The organism is Lysobacter sp. ISL-50, from assembly GCF_018612875.1.
Classification (GTDB): domain Bacteria; phylum Pseudomonadota; class Gammaproteobacteria; order Xanthomonadales; family Xanthomonadaceae; genus Lysobacter.
The window spans coordinates 23897-43707 of record NZ_JAGGRI010000053.1 but is presented as its reverse complement, the minus strand read 5'-3'; the positions used below and the strand labels follow the sequence as shown (position 1 = coordinate 43707).

Genomic DNA, 19811 nt, shown 5'->3' with positions numbered 1-19811 from the left:
AAGGACAAGGACAAGGACAAGGAACAGGATCAAACGCCTAAAGCTTCCGCCATGGAGCGGCGGGTCACTTTCTTTGTCCAAAGCCACAAAGAAAGTAACCAAAGAAAGGGCTTTGGCTGTTTCGAGTCAAAAGCCACGAGTGCGATGCCTGCGCAGGCAGGTGCCACATTGGGCATCCTGCCCAAGGTGGCACCCGGCGCACGTCCATGTGCGCCGCCCTCCGGGTGTCCCTGGTCTCGCGAGTAACAAGCTGCGCCCAGCCAGAGCCAGAGCAAGGCCAAGACAAGAACAACGTCACAGCAACAGCAAAGCCACATCAAGGCCACAGCAAGAGCAAACCGGAACAGGTGCAAAACCAGGGCGGGTGCAGCGCCGGAGCAAGCGCGGAGGCGGAGCAAGCGCAGAGGCGGAGCAGGAGCAAGTGCAGATCAAGTCCACTTGCAAGACTAGAGCAATCTCGCCTCCAGCCGAACAGTTAGCACTTCATTACGCGCTGTGACGCCCTGCGCGGTTTAACGCCAATCCTAGACGCCGGTCGCGACCCGTTCGATCGCGCGCTGCGAATCCTTCCCGCGATGTCCCGATATCGCCCCTTCTTGTTCCTACGAACGCACGCGCGAGCGCGCTAGTGTCGGACGGTCAAACGCCGTCGCGCACCGCGCGGCGCGCTTTGTCGGGGACGCTCGATCGATGGCGCTTTCGTTAAGGAAGCGTTCGACCCACCACGCGGAACGATTCCGCAAATGAGGCCGATATGGATACCACGGGACGTAAACGTTCCAGCCTGCGGCGCTATGCCGTGGCGCTGGCGACGAGCCTGCTGTTCGCCGCGCCGCTGGCGCAGGCGCAGAATTTCGAGGCGGTCTATGGCGAGGCCGACAGCAGCGAGTTCGGCGAAGACGTGAAAGCGGTCAATGTCTGCGGCGGCGGAGGCTCGGTGCTGGTCGGCACGCGCAATCGCGGCGACCTGCAGGACGTGCAGGTCAGCCGCGTCGACAACAACGGCGTCGAGCTGTGGCAGAAGACCTACAACATCGCCGGCAGCAAACGCTCGCTCGGCCAGGCCATCACCGAGCTGAGCACCGGCCGCGGCTTCGCCGTCACCGGCGGCGTGTGGCTCGGCGAGGGCCGCTCGATCTACGTGCTGCAGATCGATTGCGAAGGCTTCCCGAAATGGACCACCGTGCTTGAGAACGTCAAGCGCGAGCAGTTCGCCAGCGGTTACGACATCATCGAAGGCCTGGGCGATCGCCACTTCGACCTGATCCTGGTCGGCGAGGAAAACTCGCGCGACAACAAGCGCAAGTGGGGCCGCATCGCGCGCCTGGACAACGGCGGCGGCGTGCTGTGGAACCAGTTCTACGACGGCCTGGACCGCTGGCCGGAACTGCGTTTCCGCGCGCTGACGGAAAACATCGCCGCCAGCGGCGCGCCCACCGATCTGGTCGTGGCCGGCAATTCGGTCTCGCCCAGCGGCCTGAGCAGCGGCCTGATGTTCCGCACCGATTTCAACGGCACGCCGGTATGCAGCACCGCGCTCAACAACTCCGACCAGTCGCAGGCCTTGTTCCATGGCGTCACCGCCTTGCGCAGCCGCCAGTTCGCCGGGCAGTCGGTGCTGGTCGGCCTGAATTCCAAGATCGACAACACCGGCGTGCAGGCCTATCTGACGCGGTTCGCCGCCGGTTCCTGCGCGGTGATCGCGCAGACGCTGTGGGCCGACCCTAGCGGCCAGGCCTTCCGCGCCTATGACGTGCTGGAAACCAACGATGTCGGCGGTTCCGGGCCGCAACTGGCCCTGGCCGGCACATTGGGCCAGCCGCAATACGGCGCGGTGTTCGCCGCGTCGATCGGCAACCTCGACGACACGCCGCTCAACGTCAACCGCTTCGGCATCGGCAAGGAGATGCTGGTCGCGATCGACCTGAAGTCCAGCGACCGCGTCGTCGCCGCCGGTTCCACCTTCAGCGACTACGTCGGCGTCGGCGATCCGCAGGACATGTACCTGGTGCAGACCGATCCGACCCTGGGCACGCTGTGCGACAAGCCCTGGGACCCCAAGGTCCAGCGCGTGCAGTTCAAGCCGCAGGACGTGCAGGCGCAGTTCGCGCGGATCGATCCGTTCGAGCGCGTGGACACTCCCTACCTGCCGGTGCACGGCGCCGACATCGTGTGCGAAGTCGATCCGCCGGAGAATTGCCCGGGCGTGATCAACAACGGCATCGTCCAGCTGGGCGTGCACAACACCGGTTATCTCAATATCGAATGCCCGGCGATTCCGCGTTCCAGCGGCACCAACGGCGGTTCCCTGGTCGGCCTGCGCTACATGCCGACCAACGGCGACGCCGCTTCGCCCGGCTCGCCCTGCGAGGGCTGGGGCGTGGCCAGCGCCGATCTGGGCATCACCGGCGATACCTCGCGTTGTTATGGCGTCAACAACATGGCGGTGGTGTCGTTCGTCTACACCACATCGACCGCGACCTCGGTGGTGGACGCGGGGCCGAACAAGACCTTCCGCGTCACGCACAAGTTCACTCCGGTGCCGGCGACGCCGTATCTGTACCGCGTGGACGTGAGCATCCAGAACAACGGCAGCCAGAACGTCGCCGATCTGCGCTACACGCGCGGCATCGACTACGACGTGCCGCCGAATACGTTCTCCGAGTACATCACCCTGGCGGGTTCGTCCAGCTATGTGCTGGCCTGGAACAACAACGGCTTCAATGTGTTCAATCCGCTGGGCGGCAACAGCGGCACGTCCGGGCCGTTCACCGATCTGGGCGCCGGCGATCAGGGCGCGCACATCGATTTCAAACTCGGCGCGCTGTCGCCCGGAAAGACGCTCAGCTTCGTGACCTACTACGGCGCCGCGCCGACCGAACCGCTGGCGCTGGGGTCGTTGTCCACGGTGGGCGCGTCGGTGTACTCGTTGGGCCAGGCCAATTGGAACGGCACCGGCAACCCGCTCGACAATCTGCCCGATCCGTTCGGCAGCTACGGTTTCACTTCGGGGGAACCTGCGACCTTCATGTACGGCTTCGACAGTAAATCGCCGCGCTGATGCGCTGTCGGCGGCCGGTATAGATCGAAGTCACGCCGCTCCGGGGACGCGAGTCCCCGGAGCTTTGTTTTGGCGCAGGCTGGGCAGATGCAGCAAGGCCAGCAGCGCCACGCCGAGGATCGCCCAGGCCAGCGCTTGCGCGGTCTGCGCCCAGCGCAGGCGATCGATCATCGTGCCGGTCGCCAAGGTCGCCAGCGGCATCGCGCCCATGGTCGCGGCCGAGAACCAGGTCATCTCGCGACCCATGCGCCGCGCGTCGGCGCTGCGCTGCAGCCATGACAGCGATTGGATGCCGTAGTAGTTCGAGGCGCCGGCCAGCAGGCCGAACGCCAGCAGCGCCGACGGCAGCGGCCACCACGGTTGCGCCGCGGCGTAGGCGCTCCAGGCAAGCAAGCCATAGGCGAAAGCGGCGATGACCCAGCACAGCACAATCTTGCGCAGCACCGCCGCCATCGACGGCGGCACGCCCGGCGCGGACAAGCCGGCGGCGGCGAAGATGCCGGCGAATTGGGCGAGGTAGATCCACAGGTAGCGCGTGTCGTGGCGTTGCACTAACAGCACGGGCAGCAGGATCTGCACGGGACCGAACACCAGCACCGTGCTCGACAGCAGATAGAGGTAATAGCTGCGCGGAATAGCCGATGCCGGTGCCGCCACCGCGACCTGATCGGCGACCTGGGTCGCATCGTCGTCGCGTGCATTCGCCACCCGCCGCCGCACCGGGCCGCGCCGCCGCACCGCCGCGATCAGCGGCAACGACACCGCCACGCAGACCGCGTCGATGGCGAAGGCGACGGCCAGGCCGCGTTCGCCGTCGGCGGACAGGATCAGGCTGCCGGCCAGCATCGGCAACGCCATCGTCGCCAGACTCGAAGCGACCGCGAACACGGCGTTGCCGGCGGGCAACAGGCCCTTGCGGATGTACAGGCCGAAGCAGGCGCGCCCGGCCGGATACGCCACTGCCCAGACCAGTCCGCCGATCAGCGCCAGCAGATAAATCAATTCGATGGTGATCAGCCCGAACCACGTCGTCGCCGCCAGCACGGCGTTGATCGCGACGTACAGCGCGCGGCAGCACCACAACACCCGCGCCGGATCGGCGCGGTCGAGAAATCCGCGGAACGCGAACGCGAACGCCAGACTCGGCAAGGCTTCGAGCGTCGCGGTCAGGCCCAGGTCCAGCGCGTGCCCGGTCAGGCGCATGACCAGGAACGGCAGAGCGATGAGGGTGAAGCTCGCGCCGAGGGTGGTGATCAGATTGTCCAGCAGCAGCCAGCCCAGGCGCGGGTCGCGGCGGCCGAGCCGCCACAGCCGCGCGGTGTCGCGCAGGCGTTGACGCGGGCAGTGGCGGCGGAGTGCGGCGGTGTTCATCGGGCGCAATGCGACGGTCGCGGCCGAACCGGCCCGCGTCGCCGCGCGCTCAAGACCGCGCGGCGGCCGCGCTGCGCGCGCGGCGCAGGAAGAACAATTCGTCCTCGCGTTTGACGCTGAGCTGGTAGGCGCTGGCGATCGCGCGCAGCTTGCCCGCGTCCAGGCGCCAGACCGGCTCGACGTCGTCCACGCCGATATCCAGCGTCCATTGCATGCCCAGCCAATGGGTCAGCACGAAGCCCTCCGGCTTGAGCAGGCGCACCAGCGCTTCGAAATAGCGTTCCAGGTGGCGCTGGCAGCAGGCGAAGCTGGCCAGGTTGTTGTCGAGGATGCAGTCGAAGCCGGCCGGCTCGAACTGCTCCGCGAAGGCCAGGCTGTGTTTGTTGAGCAGATGCACCGAGTAGTCGCGCAGGCCCAGGGCGCGGCCGTGCTCCCGTTCGTTGCGCGCCACCGTCACCGACACGATCCGCCGCGCCTTGCCGGCCAGCAATCGCGCCACCGATGAATTGCCGGTGCCCACATGCAGCACGTCGCGGCCGTCGAGCGCGGCCTCGGCCAGCCAGCGATTGATCGCGGCCTGATCCTCGGTGGGCTCGCACTCGGAATAATCCAGCAGCGGCCAGCTCGCGCGCTGGTCGGCGGCTTCGTGCGTGTCCACGTGCGGTTCGCGCCCGCAATCGATGCGCTGCGCGCCGATATCGAAGCGCGGACTGAACGCGGACGCGCGGAGGGAGGCGGACTCGGTCATGGTTGGGTTTCGCGAAGAAGACAATGCCTCTTGATTCTTCATCGATCGGCGAGGACATGTCGAGCGACCGCGCAGGCAACGATCGCGGAACTGCATGGCGACGTCACAGATTAAATCGATCCCAGCTTTCATTCTTGCTTGCGAAAGCGCGGCAACGCATCGCGCTCGTGTATTCGCAAGTCGTTTCAGTTGAAATGTTCCGCCTGCAAGTTTTCCAGTCACCTCTCCCAACCCGTTAGTTCTAGCACCTGGCGTGCGGGCCCGCGAACGCGGCCACCCGTATCGACGCGTCCGGTCTGGCAATCAGATTTGCGAGTTCGCAGCCCGTGGCCGCGCGCGTTTGCGCGCGCCGACGGTGGCGCTCGCACTGCCGGATGCGCGCCCCCATGTTCAGCCAGTTCGTCCTGACCGGTTTCGTCGGTTTCTCCACCCTGGTACTGCTTGCCTGCCTGATTTTCCTGGCCGGCTGGGCATGTTTCCGATTACTGCGGCGACCGGCTTCGCGGACGCTGGCGCACTATCCCTTCGTGTCGATCCTGGTGCCGTTCTACAACGAGCCGGCGGAGTCGTTCCTGACCACGTTGGAAGCGATCGAGCACAACGTGTATCCGGGCCGGCTGGAAGTGTTGCTGGTCGATGACGGTTCGACCAATTCCACCGCCGCCGCGGTCGCGCAGTGGCTCGCGCAACCCAGGCTCAAGGATTACCGGCTGCTGTCGCGCGAACGCAACGGCGGCGCCAAGGGCCTGGCGCTGGATGCGGCCTTGCCGCGGATATCGCCCGATTCCGACGTGGTCACGGTGATCGACAGCGACACGGTGATCCTGCCCGGCGCGCTGCGCAATGCGGTCGAGGCCTTGTACTCGTCGCCGCGCCACGCCGCGGCCTGCGGCTTGATCGTGCCGGCCGGACGCAATACGTCGTGGCTGCACCGCCTGCAGTTCTACGAACACATCGGCGCGTTGGCGGCGATCCGCTACGTGCAGAGCAAGATCGGCGTGGTCAACGTGGTCGGCGGTGCGTTCTCGCTGCACCGTACTTCGGTCATCCGCGAACTAGGCGGCTGGGGCGAGTGGCTGGTGGAAGACATCGCCTGGACCTGGCGCGCGCTGGCGCACGGCTATTCGATCGCCTACGCCTCCGATGCGATCGCCTACACCATCTGTCCCACGACCTTCCTCGGCCTGTTCCGCCAGCGCCGGCGCTGGGCGCGCGGGCGTCTGGAATCGTTCCGCGTCGCCTGGGGCATCTCGCGCGCGCGGACCATGAAGATGCTGCCGTGGTGGCTGCTGTGGGCGCAGTCGGCGCTGGTGCCGACCTTGCTGCTGCTGATCGCCGGCGCGCTGGTGTATCGCAGCCATCATCTGCTGGTGGTGGCGGGGTTGAACTGGCTGTTGATGGCGGTGCTGAATTTCATCTCGGTGCTGCATTCGCGCACGCTGCTGCAACTGCGGCCGCGGGACATGCTGCTGGTGTCGGTCTACAACACGGTGATGGACGTGCTGATCCTGCCGGCCAACGTGATCGGGCTGATCGACGAACTGCGCGGTGGGCGCAAGAGCTGGATGACTCGCTGAGGCCGCCGGCATGGAATGGCATCGATTTCTGCAGGCGCGGCCGCGGTCCTATCTGGGCCGCGGCGACGGCTCGCGACGCGCGCTCGCGCTGACCTTCGACGACGGCCCGGGCCGGGCCACGCCGGCCTTGCTCGATGCCTTGCGCGAGTTGCGGGTGAGCGCGAGTTTCTTCTGCACCGGCGCGGCGGCCGGCGAACGTCCGCGTTTGATCGAACGACTCCTGCGCGAAGGCCACGAGGTCGGCAATCATTCGCAGACGCACGCCGATGCGCGAGGGTTCGGCGCCCAGGACTGGTTCGCCCGCGAGGTCGCGCCCGCGGCCGTTTCCTTGCGCGAAGCCGGGCTCAATGAGAACCCGCGTCTGTTCCGGCCCGCCTATGGCGAGATCGACGAAGCCCAGTTCGATGCCTTGGCCGACGCCGGCTACGCGGTGGTCGGTTGGTCGGTCGATCCGCGCGACTGGCTCGAACCGGGCGCGCCCGGCTACGTGTCGTGCGTGGTGGAATCGGTGCTGGCGCGCATCCATCCCGGCGCGATCGTCCTGCTGCACGACGGCGACGATGAGCAAGGCCGCAGCCGCGAAGGCATCGTCGACATCGTGCGGCAGCTGGTGCCGGCGCTGCGTGGGCAGGGCTATGAGTTCGTGCGGGTGAGCGAATTCCTGCCTGCCGGCTGAGATATCCCTCGCGGAATCGGTTGTTTCGTCGCCGGCACCGATCAACGGATCGGCGACAAGCGGCCCGCCCGCATGCGCACGCGACCGCCCTCGCGCAGGCGCTCGGAAACCTCGTCCTGCCGCAGTTGCACGCGGCGTCCGTCGTCCATGCGCACGGTGATGTCGTAGCCGCGCGCACGTTCATCGTCCCGATCTTCGTCGTCGTCATCGCTGGCGGCATCGCGCGCGGCGCCGGCGACGGTGGCGACGTCGCTGTCGATATGGCTCAGGGCCACATCGCCCAGGGCATTGCCGACCGCATGCATGACCGCGTTGCCGCGTTGACGCCGCGCCACCGGTTCGATGCGGGCGACGGTGCCGCAGTCGCGGCAGGACGCGTAGTCGTCCGAGTCGCGGCTGGCGGCGGATCGGTTGGCGGCGCCGGCGAGGCCGGCGCTGGCGCTCAGGCACAGCAACAGCAGAACACTGGATACACGCATGATCGGGCGCTCCTGGCGAAGGCGCTTGAAGGGGGAAGGGAGCGGACGCGCGGCGGCGCTCACAGCTTGGCCAGTTCGACGCGCCGGTTCTTCGCGCGTCCGCCGTCGCTGAGGTTGTCGGCGACCGGCTGGGTGTCGCCCTTGCCCTGCGGAAGCAGGCGCGCGCCGGCGATGCCGTAGTCGCGCGACAGCGCCAGCACCACGGCGTCGGCGCGGCGCTGCGACAGCGCCAGGTTGTAGGCCGGCGTGCCCTTGTTGTCGGTATGGCCGATCACCGCGACCTTGAGCGAGGCGTCGTCCTTGAGCAGTTGCGAGATCTGATCGAGCTGCGGCTTCGACTCGGGCTTGATCACGGACTTGTCGAAGTCGAACAGGATGCCGTACACGGAGATGTTGCCGGTATGGGCGATGGCGCGGGCCATTTCGGCGGCGCTGGAGGTTTTCACCTGCGCCGGCGTTTCCTTCACCTGAGTGGGATGCTCCTGGATCTTCGGCTCCCGGTCCTGGATCTTGGGTTCGCGATCGGTCACCGCCGGTTCCTTGCGCTCGACCACGGGCGCTTCCGGCGCCTTCGTCGCCGCGACCGCTTTCACCTTGTCCGCGTCCATCGACTTGGTCTCGACCACGTCCACCAGCACGCGCGGCAGGATGTGGCCTTCGTCGCTGTCGCCGGCCAGCAGCGCGACATAGGCGACGCCTTCCGGCCGCGTCGCCTTGTACAGGCCGTAGCGCGCGTGATTGGCGTAGTGGCGGCCGTTGTCGGCGATGTCGAAATTGTCGAGCAGATCGCCGAGCTGGCTCGGGTCCTTGCGCGAGCCGGCCAGGCAAGCGTTGTCGTTGCAGGCGTAGACCTGCTCGAAGCCGTTGGCCTTGAGCTTGCTTTCGTAGTTGCGGAACAGTTCCAGCGAGGAACGCTCGGCCGGCGCCTCGTAGCGGATGCGGGTGTGGCGGCCTTCCAGTTTCAGCCAGGCCGGGCCTGCGCGGTCTTCGAGCGCATCGCGGTCGACCATCGACTGATAGTCCACCGGCGCCTGCAGCAGTGAGGCTTCATCGAACTGCTGTTGCTTGTAGGCGCGGATGGTCGCGCCTTCGTAGCGGCCGACCAGCGGATGGTCCTGGCCGGTTTCGGCCGAATCCTGCGCCTGCGCGCCGAAGCACGCCGATACCGCCAGCGCCAGCCCGAGCAGGCCGGCAAGACGGGAGGGGGAAGTGAGCGTCGTCATATCGCGATGATTCCTTGGTGTGATGGAAGAAGGGGCGTTACGGGCAAGAGGGATTGCAGGCCGTCACGTCCACGGTGAATTCGCCATGGGTCCGGTTGGTGTCCCGTTGGCGGGCGAAGTGCTGCTTGATCTGCATGACGTCTTTGTTCGCGCCGACCCGGGTCACCACGAACTCGGCCGGGCCGTCGTTGAAGGCGCGCTGGAAAATCGTGTGCGCGCCGGGGTAGGGCAGTTCGTAGTCGGTCACGTTCGGAAACATCGACAGCGGCGAGAACGTCACCTGCCGCACCGTCGTGTATTTGTCCTTGAAGTCCATGACCGCCGGCTGCAGCTCGATGCGCAACCGGTCGCCGCGCAACTCGCCGCGCACCGGAATGCGGAAGAACGCCGGCGCCAGCGAACGCACCATCGTGCCGCCCTTGTCCATCATGATGCTGCCCGGGTCGTAGCCCGAGTAATCGCCGTCGTTGAGCAGGTTGCCGGCGAGCGGTTCGATGCGGTTCTGGTGGAACACGATGCCTTTCGCGAATTTCGGGAACAGCACGCGGATGGCGTCGTCCTTCGACTTGAACAGCGAGGCGTTGCCGATCAGTTCGCCGCTCAGCGCGATCGCATTCCCTGCGGCGCCCTTGGGATAGCGAAGGATCAACACCCCGCTGGTCTTGATGCGGAACCACCACCACGGCGTGCCGATCTTCGATACGACGCCTTTCATTTCCGCCGCGACTGGGCCGGTGAAGGTCTGGCAGTAACGGTCGAAATAGCGATTGGCGGCGTAGCCGACCAGATCGTTGGCGACCTTCGGCAAGGCCAGGCCGCTCCAGCCGGAAACGTGGGTCAGCGCAAGCTTCCACAGGCTTTCGATGGTTTGCTGCACGGCCGGCGCTTTGTCCGCGCCCGACATCTGGCCGATGAGCTTGGTCGGCACGTTCTCCTTCAGCCAGCCCTCGATGAGTTGCGCCGGCGTGGTGACCAGGCCCAGGCTGAAATCGACGAACTTCAGCGCGTTGATGACGATGTCGAGCTGATCGCAGACCACGTTGCCGTGCTGCAGCTTGGCCAGCACCTGCCTGGATTGCTGGTTGGACTGCCTGGCCTTGTCTTGCCATTCGCTCAACTGGCGGCGCAGCGGCTCGGCGGCTTCGCGAATGCGCGGACTGAGGCTGCGCAGACGGTTGAACGGCTCGATCGATTTCACCCAGTCCGGCGCTTGCCCGCGCGGCTGCGCGGACTGCATGGCCTTGCGCAACTCATCGAGCTTGTTCTTGAACTCGTCCTTGGCCGGCGAATCGGGCAGCGCCTGGATGTGTTGGTCCAGCAGCTCCACGGTCTGGTACGTGGTTTCGGACAGTTGCCTGGCTTCCTGCTCGATTTCCTGCGGCGACAGGGGTTCGCACAGCGTGACCGGATCGACCACGTCGAATTCGCTCTTGCCGCTGACCGCGCCGGCGCTGGCGAGGATCTGATGCGTGCCGGTGACGCTCGGCGTGTAGACGGTTTCGAAGGTGCCCGAGTTGCGGATGGCGACCTGCAAGGTGGTCGGCGGTTGCGGACGCGTCTGGTCGCTCATGGCCTGCGCGCCGGTGTCCATTTCCTGCGTGCCGGCGGGGCAGCCTTGATCGGGCGGGCCGGGCGGTTCCTTCTTCTGTCGCGAGGTGACGGTGACCGACAAGGTTTTGCCGGCCAGCGCCAGCGAGGCGACGCCGCGGATCTTGACCGGCTTGCCCATGGCGGTGGTGTAGGGCTGGCCGGGCACCGGCGCGGTCCAGGCCTGGCCCAGCGCGAGATCGCCCGGGACCGCTTCCACATACAGATCGACATCGCGCGGTTGCATGGCCTGGACGCCGTCGTCGGCGCCGTCGGCGGGCGGCTGCGCCATGGCCGCGGGCACGCTCAGCAAAGCGCCGGCCAGGCAGACGGCGAAGCGGGCGCGAGTGCGCGGGGTCGTCGCCATGTCTCAGCTTCCGCTCGCGGCCGAGGTCAGCGCCGCCGGCAGTTCGGCCGCATGCATCTCGTCCTGGCCGTAGGCCTGGGTGTAGGCCTTGCCCGGGGCTTGCTCGGGCCGGCAGCGGCCGACCCATTCGGCGAAGTGACTGCTCTTGTCGCTGCTCTCGACCGCCGCCGTGCCGCGTTGGACGACCACGTCGCGGAAATAGAGATTGTTGCTGTCGATGCGCACGCGCGAGGTGACGGTGCGATCCGGGTAGCGGCATTGCAGGGTGCCCAGGTACAGGTCGGGCTTCGGGGTGCCGTCCTCGATGCTGCATTGGGCCAACCTCGCCGGCGGCGGTGGCGGGTCGATCAGCGCGGCGCTGGCGGCGTCGATGCACAGGTAGACCTTGCCGCGTTCGCTCAGGGCGTCGAATTCCGCGCCTTCGATCCGCCACAGGCCGGGCTTGAGCCGGGTCTTCGTCGCGCTGGCGGCGGCCGAGGCGACCGTTTGCGTCGATGCGCTCGCCGCTTCATGGATCTTCCAGCCGATTCCCGCCGGTGCCGGGTTGGCGGCATCGGCGCCGAACTGGCCGCAGCCCAGGCCGGAGGCGGCGATGGCCAGCGTCAGGACGAGGGCGGAACGGGTCTTGGCGGTCATGGAAGTCTCCGGCGGGGCGGCGCGGTCTGGGACCGTCGATGGGCGCCACCGTAGTGACCGGCGTCGGTGCCGACCCGGAGGAAAATTTCCTTTTTTTGTGATTTTTCTTTTGTTGGGGCGGGAAATACGCACGCACAGCGACCGGCCGCACGTTTTCGCGGTGACGGTGGGGTGCGGGAGAGGCGGGGGCGGACGACTTGCTGGCGAGGCCGCGCGGCAGTCCCAGCGGTGGCCCCGGCTGTCGGTAACCCGGAAGCAGGAACTATGAATCCGTGCTTCGGCGCCGATGGCTACCGAGGCGCAGCGGGCGGGGTCATGAGTTCATCGGGGCGGGCAGGGCGTGCCTGCCCGCCGGGATCGCCGGTGCGTACCGGCCATCGCGCTCCCGGCATCGCGCCAGGAGCGAATGCGGCCGGCGCGACGGTATCGCTTCGGCGCCGGCCGCGCGCAACCCGCGGGAAAGGGCGGGCGTTCAGCGCCCGCCCGTCTCTCAGCCGCCCATCCGGGGTGCGCTGCGGCTGGGTTCGTCCGTGTTTTGCGACAGCGCCAGCGAGCGTTGCTGATCCTGCTGCTGATTGGCGGCATCGAGCTTGTGCAGATTGTCCGCCAGCGGCTGCTTGACGGCCTCGGCCTTGTCCACATGCGGCCGCAGCACGTCCATCTCGTTGCCCGGGTTGGTCCACATCGCGAACACGTTGCCGTTAGTGGGGCTGGGGCGGACTTCCTGAATCTCCGGCAGCGGCGGCGTGTGCAGCTTGGCCTGCACGGCCAGGGCGCCGGCGATGCGCTCCTTGTCCTGCTGGTTGTTGTAGACGCCCGCGTCCGGGCCGAGCTTGTCCAGGCCGGCCAGGGCCTGCTTGAACAACGGGTCGTCGCGCAGCGCGGCTTCGCGTTGCGCATCGGCGGGATTGGCGTCGTTGGCGCTGAAGGTGCGTCCGGAATTGCCCAGCCCCGGCACCGTGGGCTTGATCGATTCGTCCAGCGCGCGGCCGGAGGCCGGCGCCCAATGGCCGAAAAAGCCGTCGTTCTTCGGTTCGGGCTGGCGCGCGTCGCGCAGCACGCTGTCGGCCAGGGTGTTGGAATTCTGCAACTGCGGGTCGTAGGGGTACTTGTCGTCCTTGGTCTGGGCGTTGGCGACCATCTGTTCCCAGGTCTTGGACAGATCCGGCCCGCTGGCGATCAGCTCGTGGTACTGCTTCTGTCCCGCCGCATTGGGATTGGTCGGGTGGTCGGGATTGGTCGCATCGAACGGCAGATTGGTCTCGACCTGCATGCGTCCATAGGGCAGGCCCGCCTCGGGCTCCCCGGTCCAGCCGCTGATGGTGTGCTGGTTGCCGTCCTTGTCGGTGTAGAGAAGGTACTTGTGGTGATAGTCCTTCCCCAGCGCCGATCCGATATTGCGGTATCCGACTTCGATTTTCTCGTCCATGGCCGGCTGCGTTCCTTATTGATTCTTGAGATGGACCGCGGCGACCTTCGCCAGCTTGCCGCTCGAGTCGAAGCTGAAGGTCATCACGACCGAGCGGGCATCCGGATCGAGCATCGCCTGGCCCTTGTTGTCGCGCACCACCAGTTTGTCGGCCGAGTCTTCGATGATCTTCGAGCTCGGCGAGGACTTGAACGAATCGGCGACCGCCGCCTTTTCGGTTCCCAGCGGAATGTGCTTGACGACGATGGCGCTGACGTCGAGCTGCTCGAAGCGAACCGGCTTCGGCGAGGAATAGATTTCTTCCAGCATGTCGTGAACTCCTGATTTCATGGCCCTATCCCGCGTCAGATTAGCGTTTTGCGCGCCCGCCATCCCGCAGGACGACAGCGGCAGCATTGCGGCGGCGGCGATCGCGAAGGACATCGTCCAGCCGGGTAACTTGCGTGTTGCCATTGAGATCTCCTGCCGCATTACGGCGAATGCGTACGCCGAGTTTAAAACCGCTTCGTCGCGCCTGCCGAGGCGGCGGGCTCATTGTCGTGGCCGCAAACGCCCAGTGGGGCACGCAAAGCGCGAAAACCGCGGACGATGTCCCGCCGCGCCGGATCAGTCCTTGCGCACGCAGGCCGCGCAGGCCTGTGCGTACACGCGGACCAGCTCGCGCTTCAGCGCGGCTTGTGTCTGTGCGACCTGGGCTGCGTGCGAGGGCGATGCGCTCGGGTCCGTGCGCTCAGGGGCGGTGTGCGGAGAATCGGCCCGCTGCGCTCGCCGTGATCCGGACTGAGCCGGTTCGTGCCTGGACAATTCCTGGAAGGGGTCCGGTCGCCGTGTCATGGAGGTTCTCCACGTGATTCCAATTTTCCGAAAGATACCTGATTGTTGACTACGCCACGTGGCCAACGGGAGGCCACCCAAAATCCACTTTTTCCACTGCGTTCCGTCTTTATGTCGCCAGCATGGCGACGCTTTCGCGTCATTGGGTAGTATCTGGGGTGTTGCCGACGGGGTTTAGGGCGGTGGTCTAGGGCCAGCGTATGCAGAGATAGTGGGAAAAATATGTATGGACGGTGCCACCCTAAGCTATCACGACTTTTCTGGGGGCTCCACGCTTCGGGAGGATGGAGCCATGAGCAAGAACATGAAGAACCAAGCCCCAAGGAAATTTATCTATGTCGATAAGGAAATTTCTCTATGTCCATTAGTCCTGAACTGCAAGCAAGGATCGATACGCTGGAAGACGAAAGGCTTAAGGCAGACATTCTTGATGTGCTTACCGGGCCTGGAAAGAGGCGGGCAACCGATGAGGCGATTTATGAAATGATCGTGTCCAGTTACACGGAATCCAAGGAGGAATGGAGCCGGCGGAGGCAGTGGAAGGACAATGAAGTGGCTGCTTTTGCACAGTATTTCAAGGAAAAGAAGCCGGCGGATTTTGTTGAGTTCATAAGGCAGGAAAAAGAATTCAACGAGATCGAGTCGGTGCTTGCCTGGAACGTTCGTCGCCTGATACGGGAACTGATACCGGGTCTAGACCAGTCCGACTCTAACGGGCTATTGAGCAAATTTCGCGACTACGTCAAGTTGCATTTGATCTGATTAAGGAGGGCGGATGGTCACGAGATGGTCTGCCCCGGATTTTCTGGAAGCTCCATTCTCCAAGAGAGTGGAGCCATGAACAACAACATGAAGAACCAAGTCTCAAGGAAATTTCTCTATGCCCATTAGGTCGGAACTGCAAGCGAAAATCGATGCGCTGGAGGACGAAGATCTCAGGGCCAGAATTCTTCGAGTGCTTACGGGGCCCGGGAAGAAGCGGGCAAGCGATGAAGAAATTTATGAAACGGCTCTGGCAGGCTACGCCATGGCCAAAGAACAGCAGGCTAGATTAAGAAAGTGGCGGGATGACGAGGTGGTTTTTTTTTGCGCAATATTTCAAGGAAAAAAACCAGAGGACTATTCTGAGTTTTTGCGGCAGCAGAAGGAATTTAACCAGATCGAATCCGAACTTGCATGGCGTGTCCGTCGCCTGATGCGGGAATGGATGCCGGACTTGAACTCCGATGACCGTTCTGAGCTATTCAGTAAACTTCGCGATTACGTCAAGTTGAATTTGGTCTGATCAAGGAGGTGCGGATTGCCGCGAGATGAGCTGCCCCGGATTTTCTGGAAGCTCCATTCTCCATGGGAATGGAGCCATGAACAACAACATGAAGAGCCAAGTCTCAAGGAAATTTCTCTATGTCCATTAGTCCTGAGCTACAAGCAAAAATCGATGCGCTGGAAGACGAAAGACTTAAGGCCGACATTCTTGACGTGCTTACCGGGCCTGGAAAGAGGCGGGCAACCGATGAGGCGATTTATGAAATGATCGTGTCCAGTTACACGGAATCCAAGGAGGAATGGAGCCGGCGGAGGCAGTGGAAGGACGACGAAGTGGCTGCTTTTGCACAGTATTTCAAGGAAAAGAAGCCGGCGGATTTTGTTGAGTTCATAAGGCAGGAAAAAGAATTCAACGAGATCGAGTCGGTGCTTGCCTGGAACGTTCGTCGTCTGATATGGGAATTGATGCCGGACTTGGATCAGTCGGACTGTACTGGGCTATTCGGTAAATTTCGCGATTACGTCAAGCTACATTTGATCTGATTAAGGAGGATCAGATGGCCACCAGTTATTTCTTGGCTGATACGAATAGTTTGATTTATGCCTATCGTGCGGGTGGCCCTCAACTGCTCGATACATACCGAAAGGTTGCGCGAGCGGAGGGGCATGAGTTCGCTATCACCAAAACTATCGAGACCGAGATTGAGGATGGTCCCCTTAAGCAAGAACTTAGTCAGTACATTGCTGACCGGAAAATTAAGGTCCTCGATGCTGCCGAGACTCAGCAGAAAGTACGATCCGATCCCGAAAAATTCTCCAAAAACGCAGGCGAACGCTCCCTGCTCGAAATCGCCACCCGCGAGCACGCGGAAGGCCGCAGCGTCATCATCTGGTCGGACGACAAGCTCTTCGCTTCGCCGCAGATACAGCGTCAGTTGCAGCGGGAGTTGCCTGGCCTGCGAACGACGACCACGGCCGAATTGGTCGACCGGACGTTTCGCGATGGCACCATCTCCGAAGCCGAGTATCAACAGCATGTCGTGGGCTACCGCAAACTGAGCGATTTTCAGGACAGCCCCCGCCTGAACTCATTCGATCCCGCCTTGTCAGCTGCATCGGTCGATCTTGATCAGGCCGACGAGGCCTTACGCGGCCCCAAAGGGCAAAGCGGCTCCATCTCCAAGGACTTGCTCGTCGGCGAGCGCCCCATCCATACACTGGCCCGCTCAGGAGGCCTGCTAGCCACAGGTGTCGATCTGACCCTCAGCGCCCAGCGTTCGGCCGAGCTGCTTGAGCAAGGCAACCTGCGAGCCGCTCAGTCCGAATCGAGTCGCACGATCGCGCGCAATGCCGGCGCATGGATAGGCGGAACTACCGCCGCTTATGTGGTGGGTTCCTCGGGCTACGTCCCCGTCGCGCTGATCGTGGCCGACGCCGCGCTGCTGGCCAAGGCCGCGGATAAAGCCGTCGATCTGGTGGAGGACTACCAGATCCATCACCAAGCCGACAAAAATGGCGTTGTCTGGACGTTTGCCGATGGCAACTGGGTCCGGCCGGCCGCGCTCGACAAGACGCCGGATGGCATAAGCAATCCGGTAGCCGGAGTCGTCGGCGCGAATTATGAGAAGGCGCGCGAATTGGGTTATCACGCGACCAATGAAGCCGTCGAACTCGCATTGGGCAAGATGCCGCCTCCCCAGGACCCATTCAACCTGCCCGCGCGAGAAAGCGATCGCGCGGGGCTGGACAACAACAACTGGCGGCGAGATCCGGCTGCGGAACAATGGGTGCGTTCGGTCAAGGTCGCCGAGACGGGAGCCAACGATCGCGGCGTCTACGAACAGCAAATCGCCTCCTCGCAGCGAGCCGACGAACTCAGTCGCGAATCGCTCGGACGAATTCAGACCAACATCGCCACCGGGCGAGAAGCGGTCGCGATGGTCTACCAGGAAAACTACGCCGCGCAGCGATGGCGCGATTTCGGCGGTATTCCTGGCGCTGTCGTGTCGGCCACGCCTCAGCGCGATACGTTGATGGCGTCGGACAAGACTGTCTATCAGCGCGGCGAGGCCAGGGTATGGTCGAGCGACGGCAAGGTCGCGCAGGGCAATCTGGAATTGGAGCTGGAGTTGACTCGAGCTGCCCGGCAGCCTTCGCTTGAACAACACAACCAGCGACTGGCCAGCCTGGAGAGTCGGCCAGCACCCACTGCCGAACAGAAACAGCAGAACGAGTTGCTGCATCGCTACCGGGTGGCCGACGTTGAACTCAATCCCGATTGGCAAGAGGCCGTCGTTCTGGCGACCCGGCGGACTCGCGAAGAACATGGACTCGCCGGGCCGGGCTCCATGCAGTTGCAGAACAAGACAGGCGGCAAGACTGCGGCCGACAATGCGGTCGCGGCCGATAGTCCCATAGCCCACTACCGGCGAGGTCCGGATGGGGTGGAGCGTATCGCTGCTGTCACCAGCACGCAGGACATCGAACAGGCGCTCAAGGAGGTGCGGGCCGGTCGGCAGGAGCGAGCGCCACTGCCTGACGTGCCGGACATGCGGATCGCAGCGCAATCGCCTCAGGAGCGCGACGCGTATCAGCAAGCCTTGCGCGAAGCGAATCGCCAGGGCGTGTCTACCCAGGAGGCGCAGACGGTCGCGACCTTGGCGGCCGTCGAGGTGCGCGCTCCGCGTGTCGATGGGGCGCAGAGGCGGGCTGAAGTCGAATCGCCGGTCGAACGCGAGCGCGATGTTGCGGCGCAGGTGCCGGTCTCTACCGGGCCCGTCATGCCCGCGCTTCAAGCGGCAGTTGTTGCGCCTGAGTTGGAAGATCGCGCTCAAGGGCAAGGGCGGGAGGCGGTCACCTCCTCTGTTCAATCGGTACGGCCCGCGATACCTCAATCGTTTGTCGTGGCTGACGCGCCATCGGCGGCCGTGCAAGCAACGGCTGTCCCGGCTTTTCGATCGGCAACACCGGCGACGTTTCAATCGCAGCCGCCTGTACAAACGCCGGATGCCGTGGCGCGATCCGTGTCATCTGCCGATGTGTCGATTCCCCAGTCGTCGAAAACAAATGGGCGGACTATCGCGGTGGAGGTGTCGGTCGCGCCGGATGTCGCCACGGCCGAGCGCGTCCCGGTAGTTGCGGCTGCGTCCGGCGCGCCGGAAGGTCTGCGCCTTGGGGATCGTGGCAACGACGTGGAATTTTTGCAGTTCCGCTTGCAACGGGGCGGCGCTCGCGGCCCGGAAGGGCAGCCCGTGGCGCAGGATGGTTACTACGGGGTGGAAACCGAATACGCGGTGAGGCAGTTCCAGCAGGCGCATGACCTTCCTGCCACGGGCGTGGCCGACCAGACCGTGGACATGGCACTGGCGCAGGCTCCGCGGCCCGGTCCTGGATCGCCAACGCCGCTCCGGCAAGTGATGCCCGCACAAGCGGTTGCAGAACCAACCGTCGAGCGTTCCAATCCGGAGATTCCCCCGGCACAGGCACCAGTGGCTAACGAAGCGCAGCCGCTGAGTGTGACCCGGCATGAAGCGCGGATTGCGGCGAGGCAAACACTGGCCGGCTCGTTTCAAGGGGCATCGCTACCCGCGGCGGAAACGCGGGTCCAAATGGAGGATGCGGCGCATTCCACGAATGCGTCACCAGGCCCCGGCAGCCCCGGCGGCAAAACGCGGCGACAGGAACCCGAGCGCGATGACGCGCAGGCTACGGCTGCCCAACCTGATAGGCCATCGCAATCCTTTCCGTCCGATCATCCCGACTACGCGTTGTTTGCCGCAATCCAGGCACGATTGCCGAAGGACACGCAAGACGGCAAGACCGCCGAATTGATGCACGCCGCCAAGCTGGGTGGTGTCGATCGCGTGGACAAATTCAAAGACGTGGTGGTCGTCGGCGACCGCGCCTTCGCTTACGGACATGTCCCTGGCTTCTACGGCAACGTGTCGCTCACGGCGTCGGCACCGGAATTGGAAGACACTTTGAAGCGCACGCAGGCCTTCGATCAGCAACAGGCGTTGGAGATGGAGCAATTCCAACAGCAGCAGGAAGAACTGAATCGCAATCACACCGATCCAGTCATGAAGTTAGGCGCACATACCCTTCAACCCGCGATGTCCGATGGGTCGAGCGCTGATGGGGGAGGCGGTGACGGATGAGGCCGACGTGCGCGTGGAGGCCTTGCAGCGGTTGCTGGGCAAGAAGACGCTGGAAAACGAGATGCTGAAAAAAGCGGTGGAGCGCGGCCGCTCAAAAAACTGGCGCGAGGTAGCCGGTTCAGTCGAAGAAATCCGCACGGCGTCGTGGACCTGCCCAGCTACGGCTACCGCCGCGCCTGGGCGCTGGTGCGGCGTCATCGTGCCCAGGCCGGGCTGCCAGCGGTGAATCCAAAGCGGGTCTAGCTGGGGCCGGGAGAGCAGGGAAGGATGCTCACAGCATGCGGCGGAAGCCCGGTTCTGCTCACAATTGTTCCGATAATGAACAATTGCGAGTAAAAAGCGACGGGCAGCAAAAAGGCCCCGAAGTCCCGCGTTTCCGCGGCTTTCGGAGCCTTTACTG

At 64.4% G+C, this 19811-nt stretch carries 16 protein-coding genes and 1 pseudogene; 9 read left to right on the top strand and 8 right to left on the bottom strand.

The features are described from left to right. Both J7J50_RS22930 and J7J50_RS22925 read left to right on the top strand, forming a co-directional pair. Nucleotides 1–246, top strand: a 246-nt coding sequence (locus tag J7J50_RS22930; protein WP_215097570.1) for a hypothetical protein, incomplete at its 5' end; no start/stop codon positions are given. Between the two features lie 508 nt (nt 247–754). After that, entirely contained in the window at nt 755–3061 is a 2307-nt protein-coding gene (locus tag J7J50_RS22925; protein WP_215059107.1) for a hypothetical protein, read from the top strand. A 30-nt stretch (nt 3062–3091) separates the two neighbouring features. Here J7J50_RS22925 and J7J50_RS22920 read toward each other — a convergent pair whose 3' ends face one another. Together J7J50_RS22920 and J7J50_RS22915 are read right to left on the bottom strand one after the other, a co-directional pair. Beyond that, on the bottom strand, nt 3092–4432 hold the full coding sequence (locus J7J50_RS22920) for an MFS transporter (RefSeq protein WP_215059110.1): 1341 nt from the start codon (nt 4430–4432) through the stop codon (nt 3092–3094). 49 nt (nt 4433–4481) lie between these two features. After that, a complete protein-coding gene (locus J7J50_RS22915) occupies nt 4482–5180 on the bottom strand; it encodes a methyltransferase domain-containing protein (RefSeq protein ID WP_215059113.1) in 699 nt (232 codons plus the stop codon). Between the two features lie 386 nt (nt 5181–5566). On the opposite strand from J7J50_RS22915, the gene J7J50_RS22910 reads away from it, so the two are divergent. After that, the gene (locus tag J7J50_RS22910) at nt 5567–6757 is read left to right on the top strand and encodes a glycosyltransferase family 2 protein (protein ID WP_215059116.1); all 1191 of its coding nucleotides are present in this window, start codon (nt 5567–5569) and stop codon (nt 6755–6757) included. A 10-nt stretch (nt 6758–6767) separates the two neighbouring features. Continuing rightward, complete coding sequence (locus J7J50_RS22905; RefSeq protein ID WP_215059119.1) at nt 6768–7433, top strand: polysaccharide deacetylase family protein; 666 nt, start codon at nt 6768–6770, stop codon at nt 7431–7433. Nucleotides 7434–7474: 41 nt separating this feature from the next. On the opposite strand, the gene J7J50_RS22900 is transcribed toward J7J50_RS22905, so the two are convergent. From J7J50_RS22900 to J7J50_RS22875, 6 genes are all read right to left on the bottom strand, one after another. Further along, nucleotides 7475–7912, bottom strand: coding sequence for a hypothetical protein (locus tag J7J50_RS22900; RefSeq protein ID WP_215059121.1), 438 nt, complete (start codon nt 7910–7912; stop codon nt 7475–7477). Between the two features lie 59 nt (nt 7913–7971). Next, nucleotides 7972–9135, bottom strand: coding sequence for an OmpA family protein (locus tag J7J50_RS22895; RefSeq protein WP_215059123.1), 1164 nt, complete (start codon nt 9133–9135; stop codon nt 7972–7974). A 37-nt stretch (nt 9136–9172) separates the two neighbouring features. After that, a complete protein-coding gene (locus J7J50_RS22890; RefSeq protein WP_215059125.1) occupies nt 9173–11089 on the bottom strand; it encodes a hypothetical protein in 1917 nt (638 codons plus the stop codon). 3 nt (nt 11090–11092) lie between these two features. Continuing rightward, entirely contained in the window at nt 11093–11725 is a 633-nt protein-coding gene (locus tag J7J50_RS22885) for a hypothetical protein (protein ID WP_215059127.1), read from the bottom strand. Between the two features lie 490 nt (nt 11726–12215). Next, nucleotides 12216–13154: an XVIPCD domain-containing protein gene (locus tag J7J50_RS22880; protein ID WP_215059129.1), complete on the bottom strand. Its 939-nt coding sequence runs from the start codon at nt 13152–13154 to the stop codon at nt 12216–12218. Nucleotides 13155–13169: 15 nt separating this feature from the next. After that, nucleotides 13170–13607 (bottom strand): DUF6393 family protein, encoded by a 438-nt coding sequence (locus tag J7J50_RS22875; RefSeq protein ID WP_251044443.1) that lies wholly within the window; start codon nt 13605–13607, stop codon nt 13170–13172. A 738-nt stretch (nt 13608–14345) separates the two neighbouring features. Between J7J50_RS22875 and J7J50_RS22870 the strand changes: the two genes are divergently transcribed. The 5 genes and pseudogenes from J7J50_RS22870 to J7J50_RS22850 form a co-directional block, all read left to right on the top strand. Continuing rightward, on the top strand, nt 14346–14750 hold the full coding sequence (locus tag J7J50_RS22870) for a hypothetical protein (RefSeq protein ID WP_215059131.1): 405 nt from the start codon (nt 14346–14348) through the stop codon (nt 14748–14750). A gap of 118 nt (nt 14751–14868) precedes the next feature. Beyond that, complete coding sequence (locus J7J50_RS22865; protein ID WP_215059133.1) at nt 14869–15273, top strand: hypothetical protein; 405 nt, start codon at nt 14869–14871, stop codon at nt 15271–15273. Between the two features lie 119 nt (nt 15274–15392). Next, complete coding sequence (locus J7J50_RS22860) at nt 15393–15797, top strand: hypothetical protein (protein WP_057942504.1); 405 nt, start codon at nt 15393–15395, stop codon at nt 15795–15797. A gap of 14 nt (nt 15798–15811) precedes the next feature. Beyond that, complete coding sequence (locus tag J7J50_RS22855) at nt 15812–19411, top strand: peptidoglycan-binding domain-containing protein (protein ID WP_215059135.1); 3600 nt, start codon at nt 15812–15814, stop codon at nt 19409–19411. A gap of 10 nt (nt 19412–19421) precedes the next feature. Then, a pseudogene (locus J7J50_RS22850) lies at nt 19422–19606 on the top strand (hypothetical protein); the annotation flags it as partial. Nucleotides 19607–19811 lie beyond the last annotated feature (205 nt).

Bases quoted from the DNA above. Each gene is read 5' to 3' on its own strand.
- J7J50_RS22855 (WP_215059135.1), top strand. From the start codon at position 15,812: ATGGCCACCAGTTATTTCTTGGCTGATACGAATAGTTTGATTTATGCC.
- J7J50_RS22885 (WP_215059127.1), bottom strand. From the start codon at position 11,725: ATGACCGCCAAGACCCGTTCCGCCCTCGTCCTGACGCTGGCCATCGCC.
- J7J50_RS22870 (WP_215059131.1), top strand. From the start codon at position 14,346: ATGTCCATTAGTCCTGAACTGCAAGCAAGGATCGATACGCTGGAAGAC.
- J7J50_RS22920 (WP_215059110.1), bottom strand. From the start codon at position 4,432: ATGAACACCGCCGCACTCCGCCGCCACTGCCCGCGTCAACGCCTGCGC.
- J7J50_RS22905 (WP_215059119.1), top strand. From the start codon at position 6,768: ATGGAATGGCATCGATTTCTGCAGGCGCGGCCGCGGTCCTATCTGGGC.
- J7J50_RS22860 (WP_057942504.1), top strand. From the start codon at position 15,393: ATGTCCATTAGTCCTGAGCTACAAGCAAAAATCGATGCGCTGGAAGAC.
- J7J50_RS22880 (WP_215059129.1), bottom strand. From the start codon at position 13,154: ATGGACGAGAAAATCGAAGTCGGATACCGCAATATCGGATCGGCGCTG.
- J7J50_RS22925 (WP_215059107.1), top strand. From the start codon at position 755: ATGGATACCACGGGACGTAAACGTTCCAGCCTGCGGCGCTATGCCGTG.
- J7J50_RS22890 (WP_215059125.1), bottom strand. From the start codon at position 11,089: ATGGCGACGACCCCGCGCACTCGCGCCCGCTTCGCCGTCTGCCTGGCC.
- J7J50_RS22915 (WP_215059113.1), bottom strand. From the start codon at position 5,180: ATGACCGAGTCCGCCTCCCTCCGCGCGTCCGCGTTCAGTCCGCGCTTC.
- J7J50_RS22875 (WP_251044443.1), bottom strand. From the start codon at position 13,607: ATGGCAACACGCAAGTTACCCGGCTGGACGATGTCCTTCGCGATCGCC.
- J7J50_RS22865 (WP_215059133.1), top strand. From the start codon at position 14,869: ATGCCCATTAGGTCGGAACTGCAAGCGAAAATCGATGCGCTGGAGGAC.
- J7J50_RS22895 (WP_215059123.1), bottom strand. From the start codon at position 9,135: ATGACGACGCTCACTTCCCCCTCCCGTCTTGCCGGCCTGCTCGGGCTG.
- J7J50_RS22910 (WP_215059116.1), top strand. From the start codon at position 5,567: ATGTTCAGCCAGTTCGTCCTGACCGGTTTCGTCGGTTTCTCCACCCTG.
- J7J50_RS22900 (WP_215059121.1), bottom strand. From the start codon at position 7,912: ATGCGTGTATCCAGTGTTCTGCTGTTGCTGTGCCTGAGCGCCAGCGCC.